Raw genomic sequence first — 13948 nt, forward strand, 5'->3', positions numbered from 1 at the left:
ATCCGCGCGATCCGTCATGCGCTATCCGGTCAGCATCGTCGGGGGCCGGCCCACCGACCTCGCGCCCCAATCGTTCCGGAGTTGCCCCCATGCGGCATGCCACCCCCATCGCCACCCTCCTGCTGGCCGGCACGGCCCTGCTGTCGGGGCCGGCCCGTTGCGAAGCCCCTTTCGACTTCGCCCGCGCCCCCGGCCAGCTTCCCAAGACCGTCGTGCCCAGCGCATACCGGATCGACATCGCCACCGACATGAAGCGCCTGACCCTGGGCGGGCATGAAAGCATCGACGTCACCGCCACCGCGCCCGCCGGCAGCATCACGCTGAACCAGGCGGGGCTGAAGCTGCTGTCGGCGAAGCTGGACGGAACCGCCGCCAGGATCACCCAGGACGATGTGGCGCAGACCGCGACGCTGACCCTGCCGCACCCGGTCGCCGCCGGCCCCCATACGCTGGTGATCGACTATAGCGGCCCGATTCCGGCGACACCGAACGGCATCTATTACGACGATTACCGCACCCCGTCGGGCCAGACCCACCGCATGCTGGTCACGCAGTTCGAGGTCGCCGACGCCCGCCGCATGTTCCCCGGCTGGGACGAACCCGCCTTCAAGGCCACCTTCCAGCTGACCGCGACCCTGCCCGCCAGCTACGTGCCGGTCAGCAACATGCCCGTGACCTCGTCCACGCTGATCGGTGGCAATGCCAGGCGCGTGGCCTTCGCCACCACGCCGCGCATGTCCACCTACCTGCTGGCCCTGGTCGCCGGCGACATCTCCGCCGTCAGCGGCAAGGGCGGCGCGACCCCCATCAACGTGTACGCCCCCACGGGCATGCAGCAGAACGGCACCTACGCCCTGCAGGCGGCCTCCGCGATCCTGCCGTACTACAACGACTATTTCGGCGTGTCCTACCCGCTGCCGAAGCTGGACCTTCTTGCCATTCCCGGAAATTACGAGGCCGGGGCGATGGAAAACTGGGGCGCCATCACCTTCATCGATGACGATCTGCTGTTCGACCCCCGGACCAGCGCACCCAGCACGCAGGAACTGGTGTATCTGGTGGTGGCCCACGAAATGGCGCACCAATGGTCCGGCGACCTGGTGACAATGGGATGGTGGGACAATATCTGGCTCAATGAAGGGTTCGCGACCTGGATGGAGACCAAGGCCACCGATCATTTCAACCCGACCTGGCAGATCTGGCCGCGCCAGCATGCCGACCGCGAGCAGGCGATGGCGCAGGACGCCCATCCGACCACCCACCCGATCCAGCTGGTGATTCACGACGTCAGTGAGGCCAATACCGCCTTCGACCGGATCAGCTACCAGAAGGGCGAGCAGGTCATCCGCATGATCGAGGACTGGCTGGGCGCCGACATGTTCCGCACGGGCATGCGCGCCTACATGAAAGCCCACGCCTACGGCAACACCACCAGCGCTGACCTCTGGGCCGCGCTGTCGCAGGTGTCGCACCAGGACGTCGCCACCGTCGCGCGCAGCTTCACCGAACAGCCGGGCATCCCGCTGGTGCATGTCGCGCGCCGGTGCGACGCGGGCAGGACGGTACTGACCCTGACCGAGGGCCGCTTCGCGATCCATGACGCGCATCCCCTGCCCGCACGGTGGAACATCCCCGTCACCGTCGGCGGTCCGGATGGGGCGGCGCAGCGCGTCATCCTGCACCCCGATGCGCCTGCGAACCTGACCTTCGCGGGCTGCGACCAGCCGCTGAAGGCCAATCTGGGCGAAAACGGCTATTACCGCACCGCCTATGACGCGGCGTCGCTGACGGCGCTGGGGACGGCATTCAGCCGCCTGGACGCGACCGACCGCGCCAACCTGCTGGGCGACCAGTTCGCGCTGTTCCAGGCCGGGCTCGCCCCCCTGGGGGCCTATCTGGACCTGATCGCCGGCCTGTCGGCGCAGAAGGAAACCAGCATCGCGGTCTGGCAGGACACGATCTCGCACCTGCGTCAGCTGGACAGCATGGAACGCGGCAGCCCGCAGCGCCCGGCCTTCCGGGCCTTCGCGCGCGCCCTGCTGGCGCCGCAGCTGGTCCGGCTGGGCTGGACGCCGCGCGAGGGCGAATCCTTCCTGGATACGCTGCTGCGTCCCGAACTGATCGCGGCCCTGGGCCAGTTCGATGACCAGGCGGTGGTGGCCGAGGCCCAGACCCGCTTCGCCGCCTGGCGCAAGACCCCGTCCACGCTGGCGCCCAGCCTGCTGGACCCGGTGACCCGGATCGTCGGCCGGCACGCCGATCCGGCCACCTACGCCACCCTGGCCGGCCTGGTCCGCAGTTCCTCCGACACCGAACAGAAGCTGCGCTTCTTCCGCGCCATGGCGGCCTCGCACGACCCGGCGCTGATCGCGCAATCGGTCCGCATGGCCTATAGCGGCGCCATCCCCAACGGCCGCATCGTCCACATGCTGGCGACCATCGCCGCCGGCAGCGACGATCCGGACCGCGTCTGGTCGCTGGTGCAGGCCCCGCAGACGCAGAAGCAGATCCGCGCGCATCTGGCGCCCTGGTCGCAATCGGACCTGCTGGCTGCCGTCGCCGGCCAGTCGGTCAGCCCGGCCGTCGCCCAGGCCCTGCTGGACGACCCGTCCACGAAGGCCAGCACCGGCGCCACCATCGAGGCGAAGAAGGCCGCCGACCTGATCGCCGCGAACGCCGACATCGCGGCACGGGCCCAGGCCGGGCTGGCGGCGTGGCTGCCGACGCACCATTAAGGCAGGAAAGGTCGGGCGCCGCCCGAACCCGGCAAGGGCCTCGGCCCTTGCATCCCCTTTCGATAAAGTCCGCGGTTTCCAAACGGCTATGCCCTTTGGTGGGTCAAGGACAATGCCTTTGCCTTCGGCCCGTCACCCCAGATGCGCCAGCAGGCGCGGCCGCAGCACCGCCAGTCCCTTGTACTGGATGATATCGTCGGGCAGGTGCGTCAGGACCGACGCGAACTGCGCCCGCCACTCCGGCACCGTCAGGATGTCGGCCAGCGGCAGCAGGTAGGTGCGGATCAGGAACAGGATCGCCCCGCTTTCGGGCAGGCGGACCAGATGCTGCACCTCGACACGCATATGGAAGACATCGGCGAAATCGTCGCAATCGGCCAGGCGCACCCGCGACGCGCCCCAGTCGGCATAGCTGTCCAGCGCGGTATCCAGCCGGTATCCGGCGGTCGTGGTCCAGTTCAGCCGCCGATAGGCCTGCCCGGCGCCCAACCGCATCAGGAACCGTTCCGCCCGCGGGATCGCGCCGTCCGCGAAATCATGCGGCACCGGCCCATGGATCTCCATGAACGACATGCCGGCGGTAAAGGCCATCGACCAGTTGGAGGCGAAGGTGACGCATCCCGCATCCGCCCACAACCGGTCCTCGCGCTGGTCCAGCAGGACGATGTCCTCCTGGATCTGGCTGCCCAGGAACATCAGCGGCCCCATCGGCAGCGACGCGTCGTCGCCGTAGCGGAACGCCTGGCACGTGCCCAGCCGCCGGTTCGTCCACACATACCCGTCGCCCTGGCGGTCCAGCGTCATGGCCGGATCTGTGCCGACCAGTTCCCGCAGCCCCCACAGCAGGACGTCCCAGCTGGCAGCCCGCATATGCGGCAGTTCGACATGGCGGGACGGATCGCGCGCCAGGATGTCGCGCCGTTCCGCCAACTCGGCCACGTACGTCTCGTCCGGGTCAAGGATCGTACGTCCCCATTCCCCCACGATCGTGCGCCGCAATCCCGGCGCGGGCTCGACATTGGCGCTGTAGGCATAGCGGTCGCCGGTGAACGGCCACGGAAAGCGCCGGATGCGCGTGGCGCGGCGAACGGGATCGGACATCGTCTGGACCATGCGCCGTACGGGCTCCCTACAGATCGAGGCTCAGGACACCCTCGGCCCGCGACACGCAGGGCATCAGGCAGGATTGCGCGGCGCGCTCGGCCGGCGACAGGACCAGGTCGCGATGCAGGATCGTCCCCGCCGCGTCCATGCGGCATTCGCCGCACACGCCGCGCCGGCACATCGCGGGCCATTCCACCCCCGCCGCCGCCAGCGCGTCCAGCATGCTGACATCGGCAGCCACCGCGATGTCGCGGCCCGTCCGGTGCAGCCGCACGGTAAAGGGCGCGCCCTCGGCGGCGTCGACCCCGCCGAACCGTTCGGCATGGCAGCGTTCCTCGGGCCAGCCATGCGCCTGCGCCAGGGCCAGTGCCGAATCCATCAGCCCGTCCGGGCCGCAGACATACAGATGCGTGCCCAGCACCTGCGTTTGCAGCGCATGGTCCATCGCCGCCTGCATCGCGGCGCGCCCGCGCAGGATCCGCAGCCCGTCGCCGGCCAGCGCCGCCAGTTCCGCATGGTGGGGCACCGGCGCCCCGGCGGCCACGGCGTAGAGCACGCTGACCCGCCGCCCCCAGCGTCGTGCGGCGCGCAGATGCGACAGGAACGGGGTGATCCCGATCCCGCCGGCGATCAGCAGATGATGCCGCGCCGTCGCCACCGGCGCGAACGCATCGCGCGGCCGGCCGCATCGCAGGATATGCCCGGGGCGCACGCGATGCAGCCAGGCCGATCCCCCCTGCCCGTCGGGCCGGTGCAGGACCGAAATCCTGTAAGCCTCCGGCGCGTGTCCTTCCCCCGTCAGGGAATAGGCATTGCGGCGGTCGCCGCACGCCACCACAAGGTGGCTGCCGGGCACATGGGACGGCAGCCCTTCGCCCTCGGTCGGACGCAGGACGAATTCCCGGATCGACGGCGCCACGTCGACGACCTGCTCCACCCGCAGGACCAGATCATCCCCGGCCGGCGCACTCATGCCGATGCCTCGGCATCCGCGCTGAAGGCGACCAGCGCCGCCAGCCGGCGCGACAGGTGCTGGTGCACCACCAGGGCGCGGCCGCAGCCGGGACAGGCGACATGCGATCCGGGAACGGCCTCGGCACGGAACAGGGTCTTGCAATGGACGCATTGCAGGCGGGCCGGGCCTTCGCCCACGGCGTGGCAGCGGATCTCGGCCTCGATCATGCCCGCCGTCCGCGCCCGGGCCGCCAGTTCCAGGATATCGCTTGCCGGGCCGGCCAGCATCAGCCGCCATCCTACCCGCGCAGCACCCAGCGCGTCGTCGAGCCAGGCCAGCGTATCGGCGGTCACCTGCGCCGACGCATCGCGGCGCTGCCGGCAGGGATGGCCGGCGGCCGCGACATCGGCGGCCCAGCCCGCCAGCGTGTCGGCCCCGGCAGGCCCCAGCCCCACCAGGACAAAACCCCGCCCCTGCGGATCGATGCCCGGGGCCGAGGCCGGCCAGCGCGGCAGGTTGGTGGTGGCGGACGGCACGAACCGGCGATGTTCCCGCCCCGTCCCGGCCGACGGATGCCCTGCCTCATGCGTCATGGCGGCCCCTGTCCGAACAATGGTTCGTTCCCGGATCGTAGCGGACGTCCCCGTCCGAAATCAATCGTCCCCCGCGATCCGACCTCCCGTCCATTGCGGGACCAAATCGTCATTCACACCGGATACGAAATAGTATATCGTCCTGTCGACAGAGCATGGAGACAGGACGGCCCATGTCCGAAAGCAGCGTGGAACGCGCCTATGACAGCCTGCGCCGCATGGCGGTCGGCTTCGCGTTCAAGCCCGGCGAACGGCTGAACGAGGGCACGGTGTCCCGCCAGCTGGGCATGAGCCGCGCCCCGGTGCGCGAAGCGATGAACCGGCTGGCCAGCGAGGGCCTGCTGACGGTCGTCCCCGGACAGGGCTTCTTCTGCCGCCAGCTCAGCATCTCGGAAATCGAGGCCCTGTACGAGGTCCGCGGCGACCTGGAGGCCGCTTCGGTCCGTGCCGCCGCCCGGCACGGCGATGCCCGCACCCTGTCCGACCTGCGGGCGGCCGCCGCGTCCCTGGTCGCGGCGGCGGACGGGCTGGACATCGATACGCTGATCGCGCGCGACGAGGCCTTCCACCTGGAACTGGCGCGGCTGGCCGGCAATGCGGAACGGGTGCGCATCTTGGAAAACGCCAACGCACGCATCCGCTTCGTCCGGCAGATCAACCTGGAACGGCCGGCGCGGACCCTGCGCTCGCTGACCGATCATGTCGCCATCGCCAACGCGGTGGTGCGCGGCGACGGCGAGGCGGCGGCGGCGCTGATGCTGGCCCATCTGCGCGACAGCGCCGCCCAGGCCGCCGCCGGCGTCCGCGACGGGCTGGTCCGGATCTACGCGCAGGCCGTGGCATGAGGATCGTCATCCTGGGCGGCGGCGTCGTCGGCGTCACCACCGCCTACCAGCTGCAACAGGACGGACACGAGGTCGTGGTGCTGGACCGGCGCGACGACGTGGCGGCCGAAACCAGCTGGGGCAATGCGGGCATGGTCGCCCCCGGCCATTCCTTCGTCTGGTCGTCGCCGGCCGCCCCGATGATCCTGCTGAAATCCCTGTTCCTCCGCGACCAGGCACTGCGGTTCCGCTTTTCGGCCGATCCGCACCTCTATGCCTGGTCGCTGCGCTTTCTCGGCCAGTGCACGGCCGACAAGGCGCGGCGCAACACGCTGCTGAAGCACCGGCTGGCCGCCTATTCGCAATCGGTCCTGCATGGCGTGCTGGGACGCGAGGCGATCGCCTATGACCGCAGCGACCGGGGCATCCTGTATGTCCATCGCAGCGCCCAGGCGCTGGAGCGCGGCATCGCGCAGATGCGCCTGCTGCAATCCGACGGGCAGGTCGTGCGGGTGCTGGACCGTGCGGGAATCGCCGCCATCGACCCGGTGCTGGGCGCGGCCCCGGGCATCGTCGGCGCCATCCATTGCCCGACCGACGAAACCGGCGACCCCGCCCTGTTCACCCGCGCCCTGGCCGGCCTGGTCGCCGCGCGCGGCGGCGAGATCGCGACCGGGACGACGATCACCGGCATCGACACCGACGGCCGCGCCGTGACCGGCATCCAAACCGATAGCGGGCACGTCACGGGCGACGCCTATGTGCTGGCGCTGGGGTCGTACAGCCCCATCCTGGCGCGCCGGATCGGCATCCGCCTGCCGATCTATCCCATCAAGGGCTACGCGCTGACCATCCCGATCGGCGGCCACGCCCATCCGCCCACTGTCGCCTCGGTCGACGAGCATCATCTGGTCGCGATCTCGCGCTTCGGGGACCGCCTCCGCGTCACCGCCACGGCCGCGTTCTCGGGCTATGACGTCAGCTACAGGCCGTCCGACTTCACCTTCATGACGGACATCGTCCGCACCCTCTATCCGGATGGCGCGGATTATGCGCGGGCGCAGATGTGGGCCGGGCTGCGTCCGATGACGCCGACGAACCTGCCGGTGTTCGGCCGCGCCCGGTATCGCAACCTGTATCTCAATACCGGCCACGGCCATATCGGCTGGACGATGTCGCATGGCTCGGCCCGCATCACGGCGGACCTGATCGCCGGCCGGCCGCCCGGCCTGCCCATGAATGGTCTGCTGGCGTGCGAAGGGCATGCGCCATGATGCAGGCCTCTCCCGCGGACCCGCCCCTCGACCTCGGCGTCATGGATTCGACCCTGGATGGTGGGCTGACGGCGCGGGCGGCGCTGGGCGTCGTCGTGCTGGCCACCGACCAGACGCTGGAACATGAATTCCGCTTCCTGCTGGACGGATCGGTCTTTCCCGGGGTCGCCTTCTACGTGGCGCGGGTGTTCAACGACGCGGACATCACGCCCGCGACCCTGCAGGCCATCGGCGCACGCCTGACCGCGGGCACCGCCCTGATCCTGCCCGGCAGCCCGCTGGACGTCGTGGCATTCGGCTGCACCTCCGCCACCATGGTACTGGGCGAGGATGCGGTGTTCGCCGAACTCCGCAAGGCGCGCCCCGGCGTGGCCTGCACCACGCCGATCACCGGCGCACTGGCGGCATTCCAGGCCCTCGGCGCCCGCAGGATCGGTCTGCTGACCCCCTACCGTCCCGATATCAACCGGGGCATCGCCGCCTATTTCGCCGGCCGTGGCGTGCATGTCGCGGCAACGGCCACCTTCGACCGAGTGGACGACCGCGACGCCGCGCGGATCCAGGTCGCGGATATCGAGGATGCGGCCGCGCGCATGGCCCAGTCGGGCGCCATCGACGCGCTGTTCGTCTCCTGCACCAGCCTGCGGGTGGCCGAGGCCGTGGATCGGATCGAACGCCGCACAGGCCTCCCCGTGACCTCCAGCAACCACGCCATGGCCTGGCACATGCTGCGCCTGGCCGGCATCACCGATCCGGCGCCCGGCGCCGGACGCCTGTTCAGGCTCTGACTTCCCCCCAACACACGAAAGAGTACCTTGATGACCAGCGTCACCCGCATCCAGGCCGGCCCGCGCATGAGCCAGGCCGTCATCCACGGCGACACGGTCTATCTGGCCGGACAGGTCGCCCTGGGCGCGCCGGGCCAGCCCGTCGCCGCCCAGACGGCCGACATCCTGGCCCGCATCGACGCCCTGCTGGCCGAGGCAGGCAGCGACAGGACGAAGCTGCTGACCGCCACGATCTGGCTGGCCGACATGACGCATTTCGACGAGATGAACGCCATATGGGACGCCTGGGTGGCGCCGGGGGCGACACCGGCCCGGGCCTGCGTCGAATCGCGCCTGGCGGCGCCGCAATTCACGGTGGAAATCGGCATCGTCGCCGCGCGCTGAGCCTCTGCCCTTGACCCTCCACATCACAACCGCGGCGGCTCGGCCGGCACGCGTGCGCGGCCCCCTGGGCGCGTACGGACACCTGCTGGCGATCTACCTGATCTGGGGCAGCACCTATCTGGCGGTGAAACTGTGCCTGTCCGGACCGGCGCCGGTCTCGCCACTGCACCTGCAGGTGCTGCGCGAGGGCTGCGGCGCGCTGCTGCTGGCCGGCCTCACCGCCGTCCGACATGGCGGACCGGGCCGCCTGGACCGGCGCGACGCCGGCCTGTGTGCGCTGACCGGCGTCCTGATGTGGGTGGGCGGAAATGCGCTGGCCACGGCCTGCGCGCCCTATGCGCATTCCGGTTTCATCGTCATGGCGATGGGGACGATCCCCCTGTGGTGCACGTTGTTCGACTGCGTCCTGAACCGTGCCAGGCCATCGGCCAGGATCCTGGCGGCGCTGCCGCTGGGCCTGGGCGGGCTGGTCATGGTGGTGGCGCCCGCCCTGTCAGGCCACGGCGCGATCGTCACGCGCCATCCGGTGGCCGTAGTGCTGGTGTTGCAACTGGCCGCCATCACCTGGGCGCTGGGCACGGTGCTGCAGCGCCGGCTGGCCGGCCGGTTGCGGCCCGGCTGGACGGCGGCGATCCAGATGGGGGTGGCGGCGCTGATCCTGGGATGCGCATCCTCGGCCAGCGGATGGTCCATCCCCGCCCATGTCGGAACGATCCAGCTCGCGGCCTTCGCCTTCCTGGTCGTCTTCGGCTCGGTCGTCGCGCCGGCGTCCTATATCGTCGTCCTGCGCAGCTTCTCGCCCGAAATGGCGTCCACCTTCGCCTACGTCAATCCGGTTGTGGGCGTCCTGCTGGGCTGGATGGTACTGGGGGAACGGCCGGCCGCGCTGGCCCTGGCGGGCATGGCCGTGGTTCTGGGCAGCATCGCGCTGATGATGCGCCGGAAGGGATAATACCGACCGGCGTTATACCGGCACTAGGGGCAGGGCGGGTCGGGCTTTGCCCGAACCCACCAGAGGGCACGGCCCTTTGGAACCCCCGGACTTCATCAACCCAGCGCCTTCAGGCGGCGGCCGAGCGCCATGCGCTGGCCCGGGAAATCACCGTCATTCCGGTTCGCCCAACTTGTTCCGATATCGATATTATTCCCATCGATGAACAGGGCGGCAACGGACCGCAGGCGACATGACATGATATATGTTTCACGTTAGTAATGATGTCGCCAGATATGACCTGTCGTCATGCCGCCATGATACGTCCGTCCTCCGGAATGACCGAACGGGCCGCCACTATTACTTAAAAACCAATGGAATAGATCACGACATGACAGGATCCGACCTGTGGCGGAACATGCCGGCACGCCAATCGTGGTCATCCGCGGCCCGATCTTGGGCTCTGCATGCTCGTATTTTGACTATCCATCGGCCGGTACGCCTGCTACCTGCCCTCGCAAGAAGAAAACGAAATCGCCGTCTGAGACATTATGGCGACGGAACATCCGCCGGGCCCTTGCAGTCACGGGCCGCGTCGTCCACCGCTAAGGGGCCGTTTTGGACTTCGTTCTGAAAGTCAAACATTCCGATCCGCGCCGGCATATAGGACCGGTGGGCGCGCGCCGGATCGCCTGCGGAACACTTTTCAGATCCTGTCGGGCACGGATGATCGTGCTCTGGTTCGCCCTTCTCGTGGTCCAGGCGGCGATCTCGCCAATCGATGCGCGGACGATCCCGATCGTGGGGTACGGTGTATCCGCGGGCCTGTCGAACGTCGCCGTGCTGTCGGCCACGCAACTGCCGAACGGCTACCTGCTGGTCGGAACCCAGCATGGCGTCTTCTGGTATGACGGCCGCCATTTCATGCCGCTCGGTCCCGAACAAGGCCTGCCGGCCGGCGACATGGCAAAGGCCGTGGCGATGACCGGCGACGGCGACCTGGTTTTCGTCTTTGTCGACACGATCTATGTCGCTCGCAATATCGTCCAGGCCGCCACCCCCGACCATCTGGCGTTCCGGAAGGTCGCGATGCTGACGACCCTCAGCCGCGACACCTATCGCAAGGCGCTGCCCTGGCATGGCGGGCTGGTGGTCACGGACCATGGCCGGCTGCTGTTCGTGCACCGGGCCGGTTCGGGGAATGTCGTCGACGGCCTCGGCGCCACGCGGATCCTGCGGGGCGGATCGATGGACGATATCTCGGCCCTGTTCGCCCAGGGCGACACGCTGTGGGTCGGTACCGGGGACGGCCGCGTCTGCGCGCTGTCGGACAGGAAACCGGACTGCCTGTCCGTCCCCGCCCTGTCCGGCCCCCGACGCGTGGATGCCATCACCGGGGATCGCCAGGGCGTCCTCTACGCGCGGACGCTGCATGACGTCGTCAGGTTCGATCCCACGGATAGATCGACCCGGCTGGAAGCCGTCCCCCATGCCGGCGTGCAGTACGAAAACTACCAGCGATTCCTGACCCTGACCTGGACGCCCCTGGGCCATCTGCTCACCCAGACGGATGACGGACAACTGGCATTGCGGAGCGAACAGGGCTGGCAGACCCTCACACCGGGCGGCGAGGCGACATCCCTGCCCTTCAGCACCCTGCTGTTCGACCGGCAGCGCACCCTGTGGATGGGTGTCCTGGGGCGCGGCATCGTGCGCACCCTGGGGTTCGGCGCCATCACCAGCTTCGACCGGCGGGACGGCCTGCTGGGCAACGTGGTCTGGCAGACCGCGCGGCAGGCCGGCGGGCCGCTATGGATCGCGACCGATGCCGGGATCACGGCCTTCGACACCACGACCAGCACCGTCCTGCGGAACTTCGTCTCCCCCGCCTATTTCGTCGCCGTCGATGCGCAGGGATGCATCTGGCACGACGGCCCGGATCTGGTGACCCGCCTGGATCCGGTCACGGGGTGGCATCGCGATTACAGGATCGGACGCACCAACCGGATCCTGCCCGGACGCGGCAACGACCTGTGGATCCTGACCGACGCCGGCGCGTGGCGGGCAGACGCGGCACGGCGCGACGTGGCGCCGGAACGCGTCCCCGGCCTGTCGGGGGCGTACGCGACCGGCGCCATGGACCCGGCCGGCGCCCTGTGGCTGATCGAACGACGCACGCTGATAGTCCGCCATCCCGATGGGGGTGTGGCGGTCGTGCGCAGGGCGTGGCCGCAGGTCGGCTTCGCTCCCAACGAAATCGCCATCCAGAACGACCATGTGCTCTGGATCACCGGCCAGGGCGGCGCCTATCGCGTGGCGCATGACGGCGACACGATCACGGCGCTGGATTTCTACGACCCGTCGATGGTCGGGTCGGACGCGCCCTACAGCGTGCTGGTCGATCACCGGGGATGGGTATGGATCGGTTCGGATCACGGGCTGGCCCTGATCGATGGTCCGCGCCGGACCCAGATCACCGAGGCCGACGGGCTGATCGCCAACGACCTCGCGCAGGACAGCCTGCTGGAGGATCATGACGGCTCGATCTGGGTGGGCACCAGTCACGGCCTGTCGCACATCCGCCAACCCGAAAATCTTTTTCGCCAGACGACGGCCCGACCGGTTATCACCGGAATGTCGATCGGCGGGCAACGGTACGAGGGCGGCCCCATCGCCGCGACGCGGGCACCGTTCCAGGTCCGTTTCGGAACGCTGGATTATCGCAACGCGGCGCGCACCCATTTCCGCTACCGCCTGGAAGGCGTGGACGAGGGCTGGAACGACACGATCGAAGGGACGGTGCGCTACCCCGCCGTGCCGCCCGGCATCCACCATTTCCTGCTGGTGGCGTACGATCCCGACACGGGGCGGTGTTCCGACCCCGTGTCGGTCACGATCACGATGGGCCGTCCGTGGTGGCAGACGACCCCCGTCCTGCTTGCCGCGGGGCTGGCCGTCATCCTGCTGGGCTATGGCCTGTGGCGCATACGGATCGGCTGGCTGCTGCGGCAGCAGCGCCTCCTGCAGGATATAGTGGAACGCCAGACCGCCGAAATCCGCGCGGCGCACGAGGCCCTGATCCGCCAGGCGCGCCACGACAGCCTGACGGGCCTGCTCAACCGGGGCGCGATCCAGGCCCACCTCCAGTCCGGCCTGCTGGAGGGAAACCGGGACGCCCCCCTGGCGATCGGCCTGGTCGATGTCGATCATTTCAAACAGATCAACGACCATCTGGGGCACCTGGTCGGCGACGACGTCCTGGCCGAGATCGGCCGGCGCCTCCAGCAGGCCCTTGCCCCCGACGAGGCGGCCGGCCGCTATGGCGGCGAGGAATTTCTCATCGTGCTCCAGGGCGCGCGGGACGGAGCGGCCCGGATGGAGGTGCTGCGGCAATTGATCACCGGCCCGCTGGTGCCCTCCTGCGCGAACGTCCTGCGCGTGACCGTCAGCGTCGGCTATGCCGAGGCACGGGCCGGGGAAACCTGGCATGTCCTGGTCGGCCGCGCCGACCGCGCGCTCTATCGCGCCAAAACCGGCGGCCGGAACCGGATGGTCGCCGACTGAACCGCACGCCGGTGGCGCGGGCCGGGACGGGCCGCTATGATCCCCTCTCCCGCCCGTCGCGAAGGATTCCCGGCATGGACCACGCCATCGCAATCGTCACCGGCTTCCTGCTGGGCCTGTTCGGCCTGATCGTCTCGGCGATCGCCGTGATCGAGCATTTCGCCCGGCAGATCCTGGCCAGCGTCGGCATCGTCGGTGAATTGCAGACCGCGCTGCTGGTCATCCTGCTGGCCGCGCTGATCGTCGGCGCCTTCCGCATGTTCGGCGGCGTCTTCGCCGTGCTGATCAGCGCGATCCTGATCCTACTGCTGGTGCACGCGCTGTTCGCGACGACGGGCCTGCCGGTCCGATAGCACCGGCCGCGCCGTGCCCCCCGCGACGGCATGGCGTCCGCGTCCTCGGTGAACTCTCGGTCCTGGACTCAATGCCACGAACCGCCGGCTGATCCCTCACCCGCTTCTTCACCGGGCGCAGGGATGCGGTCGAGCACCGACCGGCCGCCTCAGGGGCCGGACGCCCTATCGCTGCCGGCGGAAAGCCACCCGCCGCGACAGGCCCGCCGACACATGACGGACCGAGGCGACATAGCCCGGCCAGGCCGGCGTCCGCGCGCCGGGCCGGCGCATCGACCACGCTCCGCGCGACCAGCGCCGCGCGCCGGAGCGGACGGGACTTCCCTCCTCCCGGGCGGCCATCCACTCGCTGACGAGGATATGACCGATAATACCTGCTGCGTGACTCATTGATCGGGCCCTCCCTCATCGGATGTCATGAAAAAACCGGCAGGTGGCGTCAA

12 protein-coding genes are annotated in these 13948 nt (G+C 69.3%); 8 read left to right on the forward strand and 4 right to left on the reverse strand.

What is annotated here, in order from left to right:
• The first annotated feature begins 89 nt into the window (after positions 1-89).
• Entirely contained in the window at positions 90-2735 is a 2646-nt protein-coding gene (locus tag HLH28_RS12250) for a M1 family metallopeptidase (protein WP_182959499.1), read from the forward strand.
• Between the two features lie 132 nt (positions 2736-2867).
• On the opposite strand, the gene HLH28_RS12255 is transcribed toward HLH28_RS12250, so the two are convergent.
• The 3 genes from HLH28_RS12255 to HLH28_RS12265 are packed head-to-tail and all read right to left on the reverse strand — an operon-like array spanning position 2868 to position 5387.
• Positions 2868-3848 (reverse strand): heme-dependent oxidative N-demethylase family protein, encoded by a 981-nt coding sequence (locus tag HLH28_RS12255; RefSeq protein WP_220790068.1) that lies wholly within the window; start codon positions 3846-3848, stop codon positions 2868-2870.
• A gap of 16 nt (positions 3849-3864) precedes the next feature.
• On the reverse strand, positions 3865-4812 hold the full coding sequence (locus HLH28_RS12260) for a PDR/VanB family oxidoreductase (RefSeq protein WP_182959501.1): 948 nt from the start codon (positions 4810-4812) through the stop codon (positions 3865-3867).
• On the reverse strand, positions 4809-5387 hold the full coding sequence (locus HLH28_RS12265; RefSeq protein ID WP_182959503.1) for a dimethylamine monooxygenase subunit DmmA family protein: 579 nt from the start codon (positions 5385-5387) through the stop codon (positions 4809-4811). The genes HLH28_RS12260 and HLH28_RS12265 overlap by 4 nt, the downstream gene beginning before the upstream one ends.
• Positions 5388-5560: 173 nt before the next feature.
• Between HLH28_RS12265 and HLH28_RS12270 the strand changes: the two genes are divergently transcribed.
• From HLH28_RS12270 to HLH28_RS12300, 7 genes are all read left to right on the forward strand, one after another.
• Positions 5561-6232, forward strand: coding sequence for a GntR family transcriptional regulator (locus HLH28_RS12270; protein WP_182959506.1), 672 nt, complete (start codon positions 5561-5563; stop codon positions 6230-6232).
• Positions 6229-7485 carry a D-amino acid dehydrogenase gene (locus HLH28_RS12275; RefSeq protein WP_182959508.1) on the forward strand — a complete coding sequence of 419 codons (1257 nt, stop codon included), beginning with the start codon at positions 6229-6231 and terminating at the stop codon, positions 7483-7485. Before HLH28_RS12270 ends, HLH28_RS12275 begins: the two co-directional genes overlap by 4 nt.
• The gene (locus HLH28_RS12280; RefSeq protein WP_220790069.1) at positions 7482-8273 is read left to right on the forward strand and encodes a maleate cis-trans isomerase family protein; all 792 of its coding nucleotides are present in this window, start codon (positions 7482-7484) and stop codon (positions 8271-8273) included. Before HLH28_RS12275 ends, HLH28_RS12280 begins: the two co-directional genes overlap by 4 nt.
• A gap of 30 nt (positions 8274-8303) precedes the next feature.
• Positions 8304-8657, forward strand: a complete 354-nt coding sequence (locus tag HLH28_RS12285; RefSeq protein WP_182959510.1) for a RidA family protein — start codon at positions 8304-8306, stop codon at positions 8655-8657.
• Between the two features lie 52 nt (positions 8658-8709).
• The gene (locus HLH28_RS12290) at positions 8710-9609 is read left to right on the forward strand and encodes an EamA family transporter (RefSeq protein ID WP_182959512.1); all 900 of its coding nucleotides are present in this window, start codon (positions 8710-8712) and stop codon (positions 9607-9609) included.
• 711 nt (positions 9610-10320) lie between these two features.
• Positions 10321-13152, forward strand: a complete 2832-nt coding sequence (locus HLH28_RS18405) for a diguanylate cyclase domain-containing protein (protein WP_182959522.1) — start codon at positions 10321-10323, stop codon at positions 13150-13152.
• Positions 13153-13226: 74 nt separating this feature from the next.
• Positions 13227-13505, forward strand: coding sequence for a hypothetical protein (locus HLH28_RS12300; protein ID WP_182959524.1), 279 nt, complete (start codon positions 13227-13229; stop codon positions 13503-13505).
• 165 nt (positions 13506-13670) lie between these two features.
• Here the strand turns inward: HLH28_RS12300 and HLH28_RS12305 are convergent, their stop codons facing one another.
• The gene (locus HLH28_RS12305; protein WP_182959526.1) at positions 13671-13895 is read right to left on the reverse strand and encodes a hypothetical protein; all 225 of its coding nucleotides are present in this window, start codon (positions 13893-13895) and stop codon (positions 13671-13673) included.
• Positions 13896-13948 lie beyond the last annotated feature (53 nt).

The organism is Gluconacetobacter tumulisoli (assembly GCF_014174155.1).
Classification (GTDB): Bacteria; Pseudomonadota; Alphaproteobacteria; order Acetobacterales; family Acetobacteraceae; genus Gluconacetobacter; species Gluconacetobacter tumulisoli.

Bases quoted from the DNA above. Each gene is read 5' to 3' on its own strand.
- HLH28_RS12250 (WP_182959499.1), top strand. From the start codon at position 90: ATGCGGCATGCCACCCCCATCGCCACCCTCCTGCTGGCCGGCACGGCC.
- HLH28_RS12255 (WP_220790068.1), bottom strand. From the start codon at position 3,848: ATGGTCCAGACGATGTCCGATCCCGTTCGCCGCGCCACGCGCATCCGG.
- HLH28_RS12260 (WP_182959501.1), bottom strand. From the start codon at position 4,812: ATGAGTGCGCCGGCCGGGGATGATCTGGTCCTGCGGGTGGAGCAGGTC.
- HLH28_RS12265 (WP_182959503.1), bottom strand. From the start codon at position 5,387: ATGACGCATGAGGCAGGGCATCCGTCGGCCGGGACGGGGCGGGAACAT.
- HLH28_RS12270 (WP_182959506.1), top strand. From the start codon at position 5,561: ATGTCCGAAAGCAGCGTGGAACGCGCCTATGACAGCCTGCGCCGCATG.
- HLH28_RS12275 (WP_182959508.1), top strand. From the start codon at position 6,229: ATGAGGATCGTCATCCTGGGCGGCGGCGTCGTCGGCGTCACCACCGCC.
- HLH28_RS12280 (WP_220790069.1), top strand. From the start codon at position 7,482: ATGATGCAGGCCTCTCCCGCGGACCCGCCCCTCGACCTCGGCGTCATG.
- HLH28_RS12285 (WP_182959510.1), top strand. From the start codon at position 8,304: ATGACCAGCGTCACCCGCATCCAGGCCGGCCCGCGCATGAGCCAGGCC.
- HLH28_RS12300 (WP_182959524.1), top strand. From the start codon at position 13,227: ATGGACCACGCCATCGCAATCGTCACCGGCTTCCTGCTGGGCCTGTTC.
- HLH28_RS12305 (WP_182959526.1), bottom strand. From the start codon at position 13,895: ATGAGTCACGCAGCAGGTATTATCGGTCATATCCTCGTCAGCGAGTGG.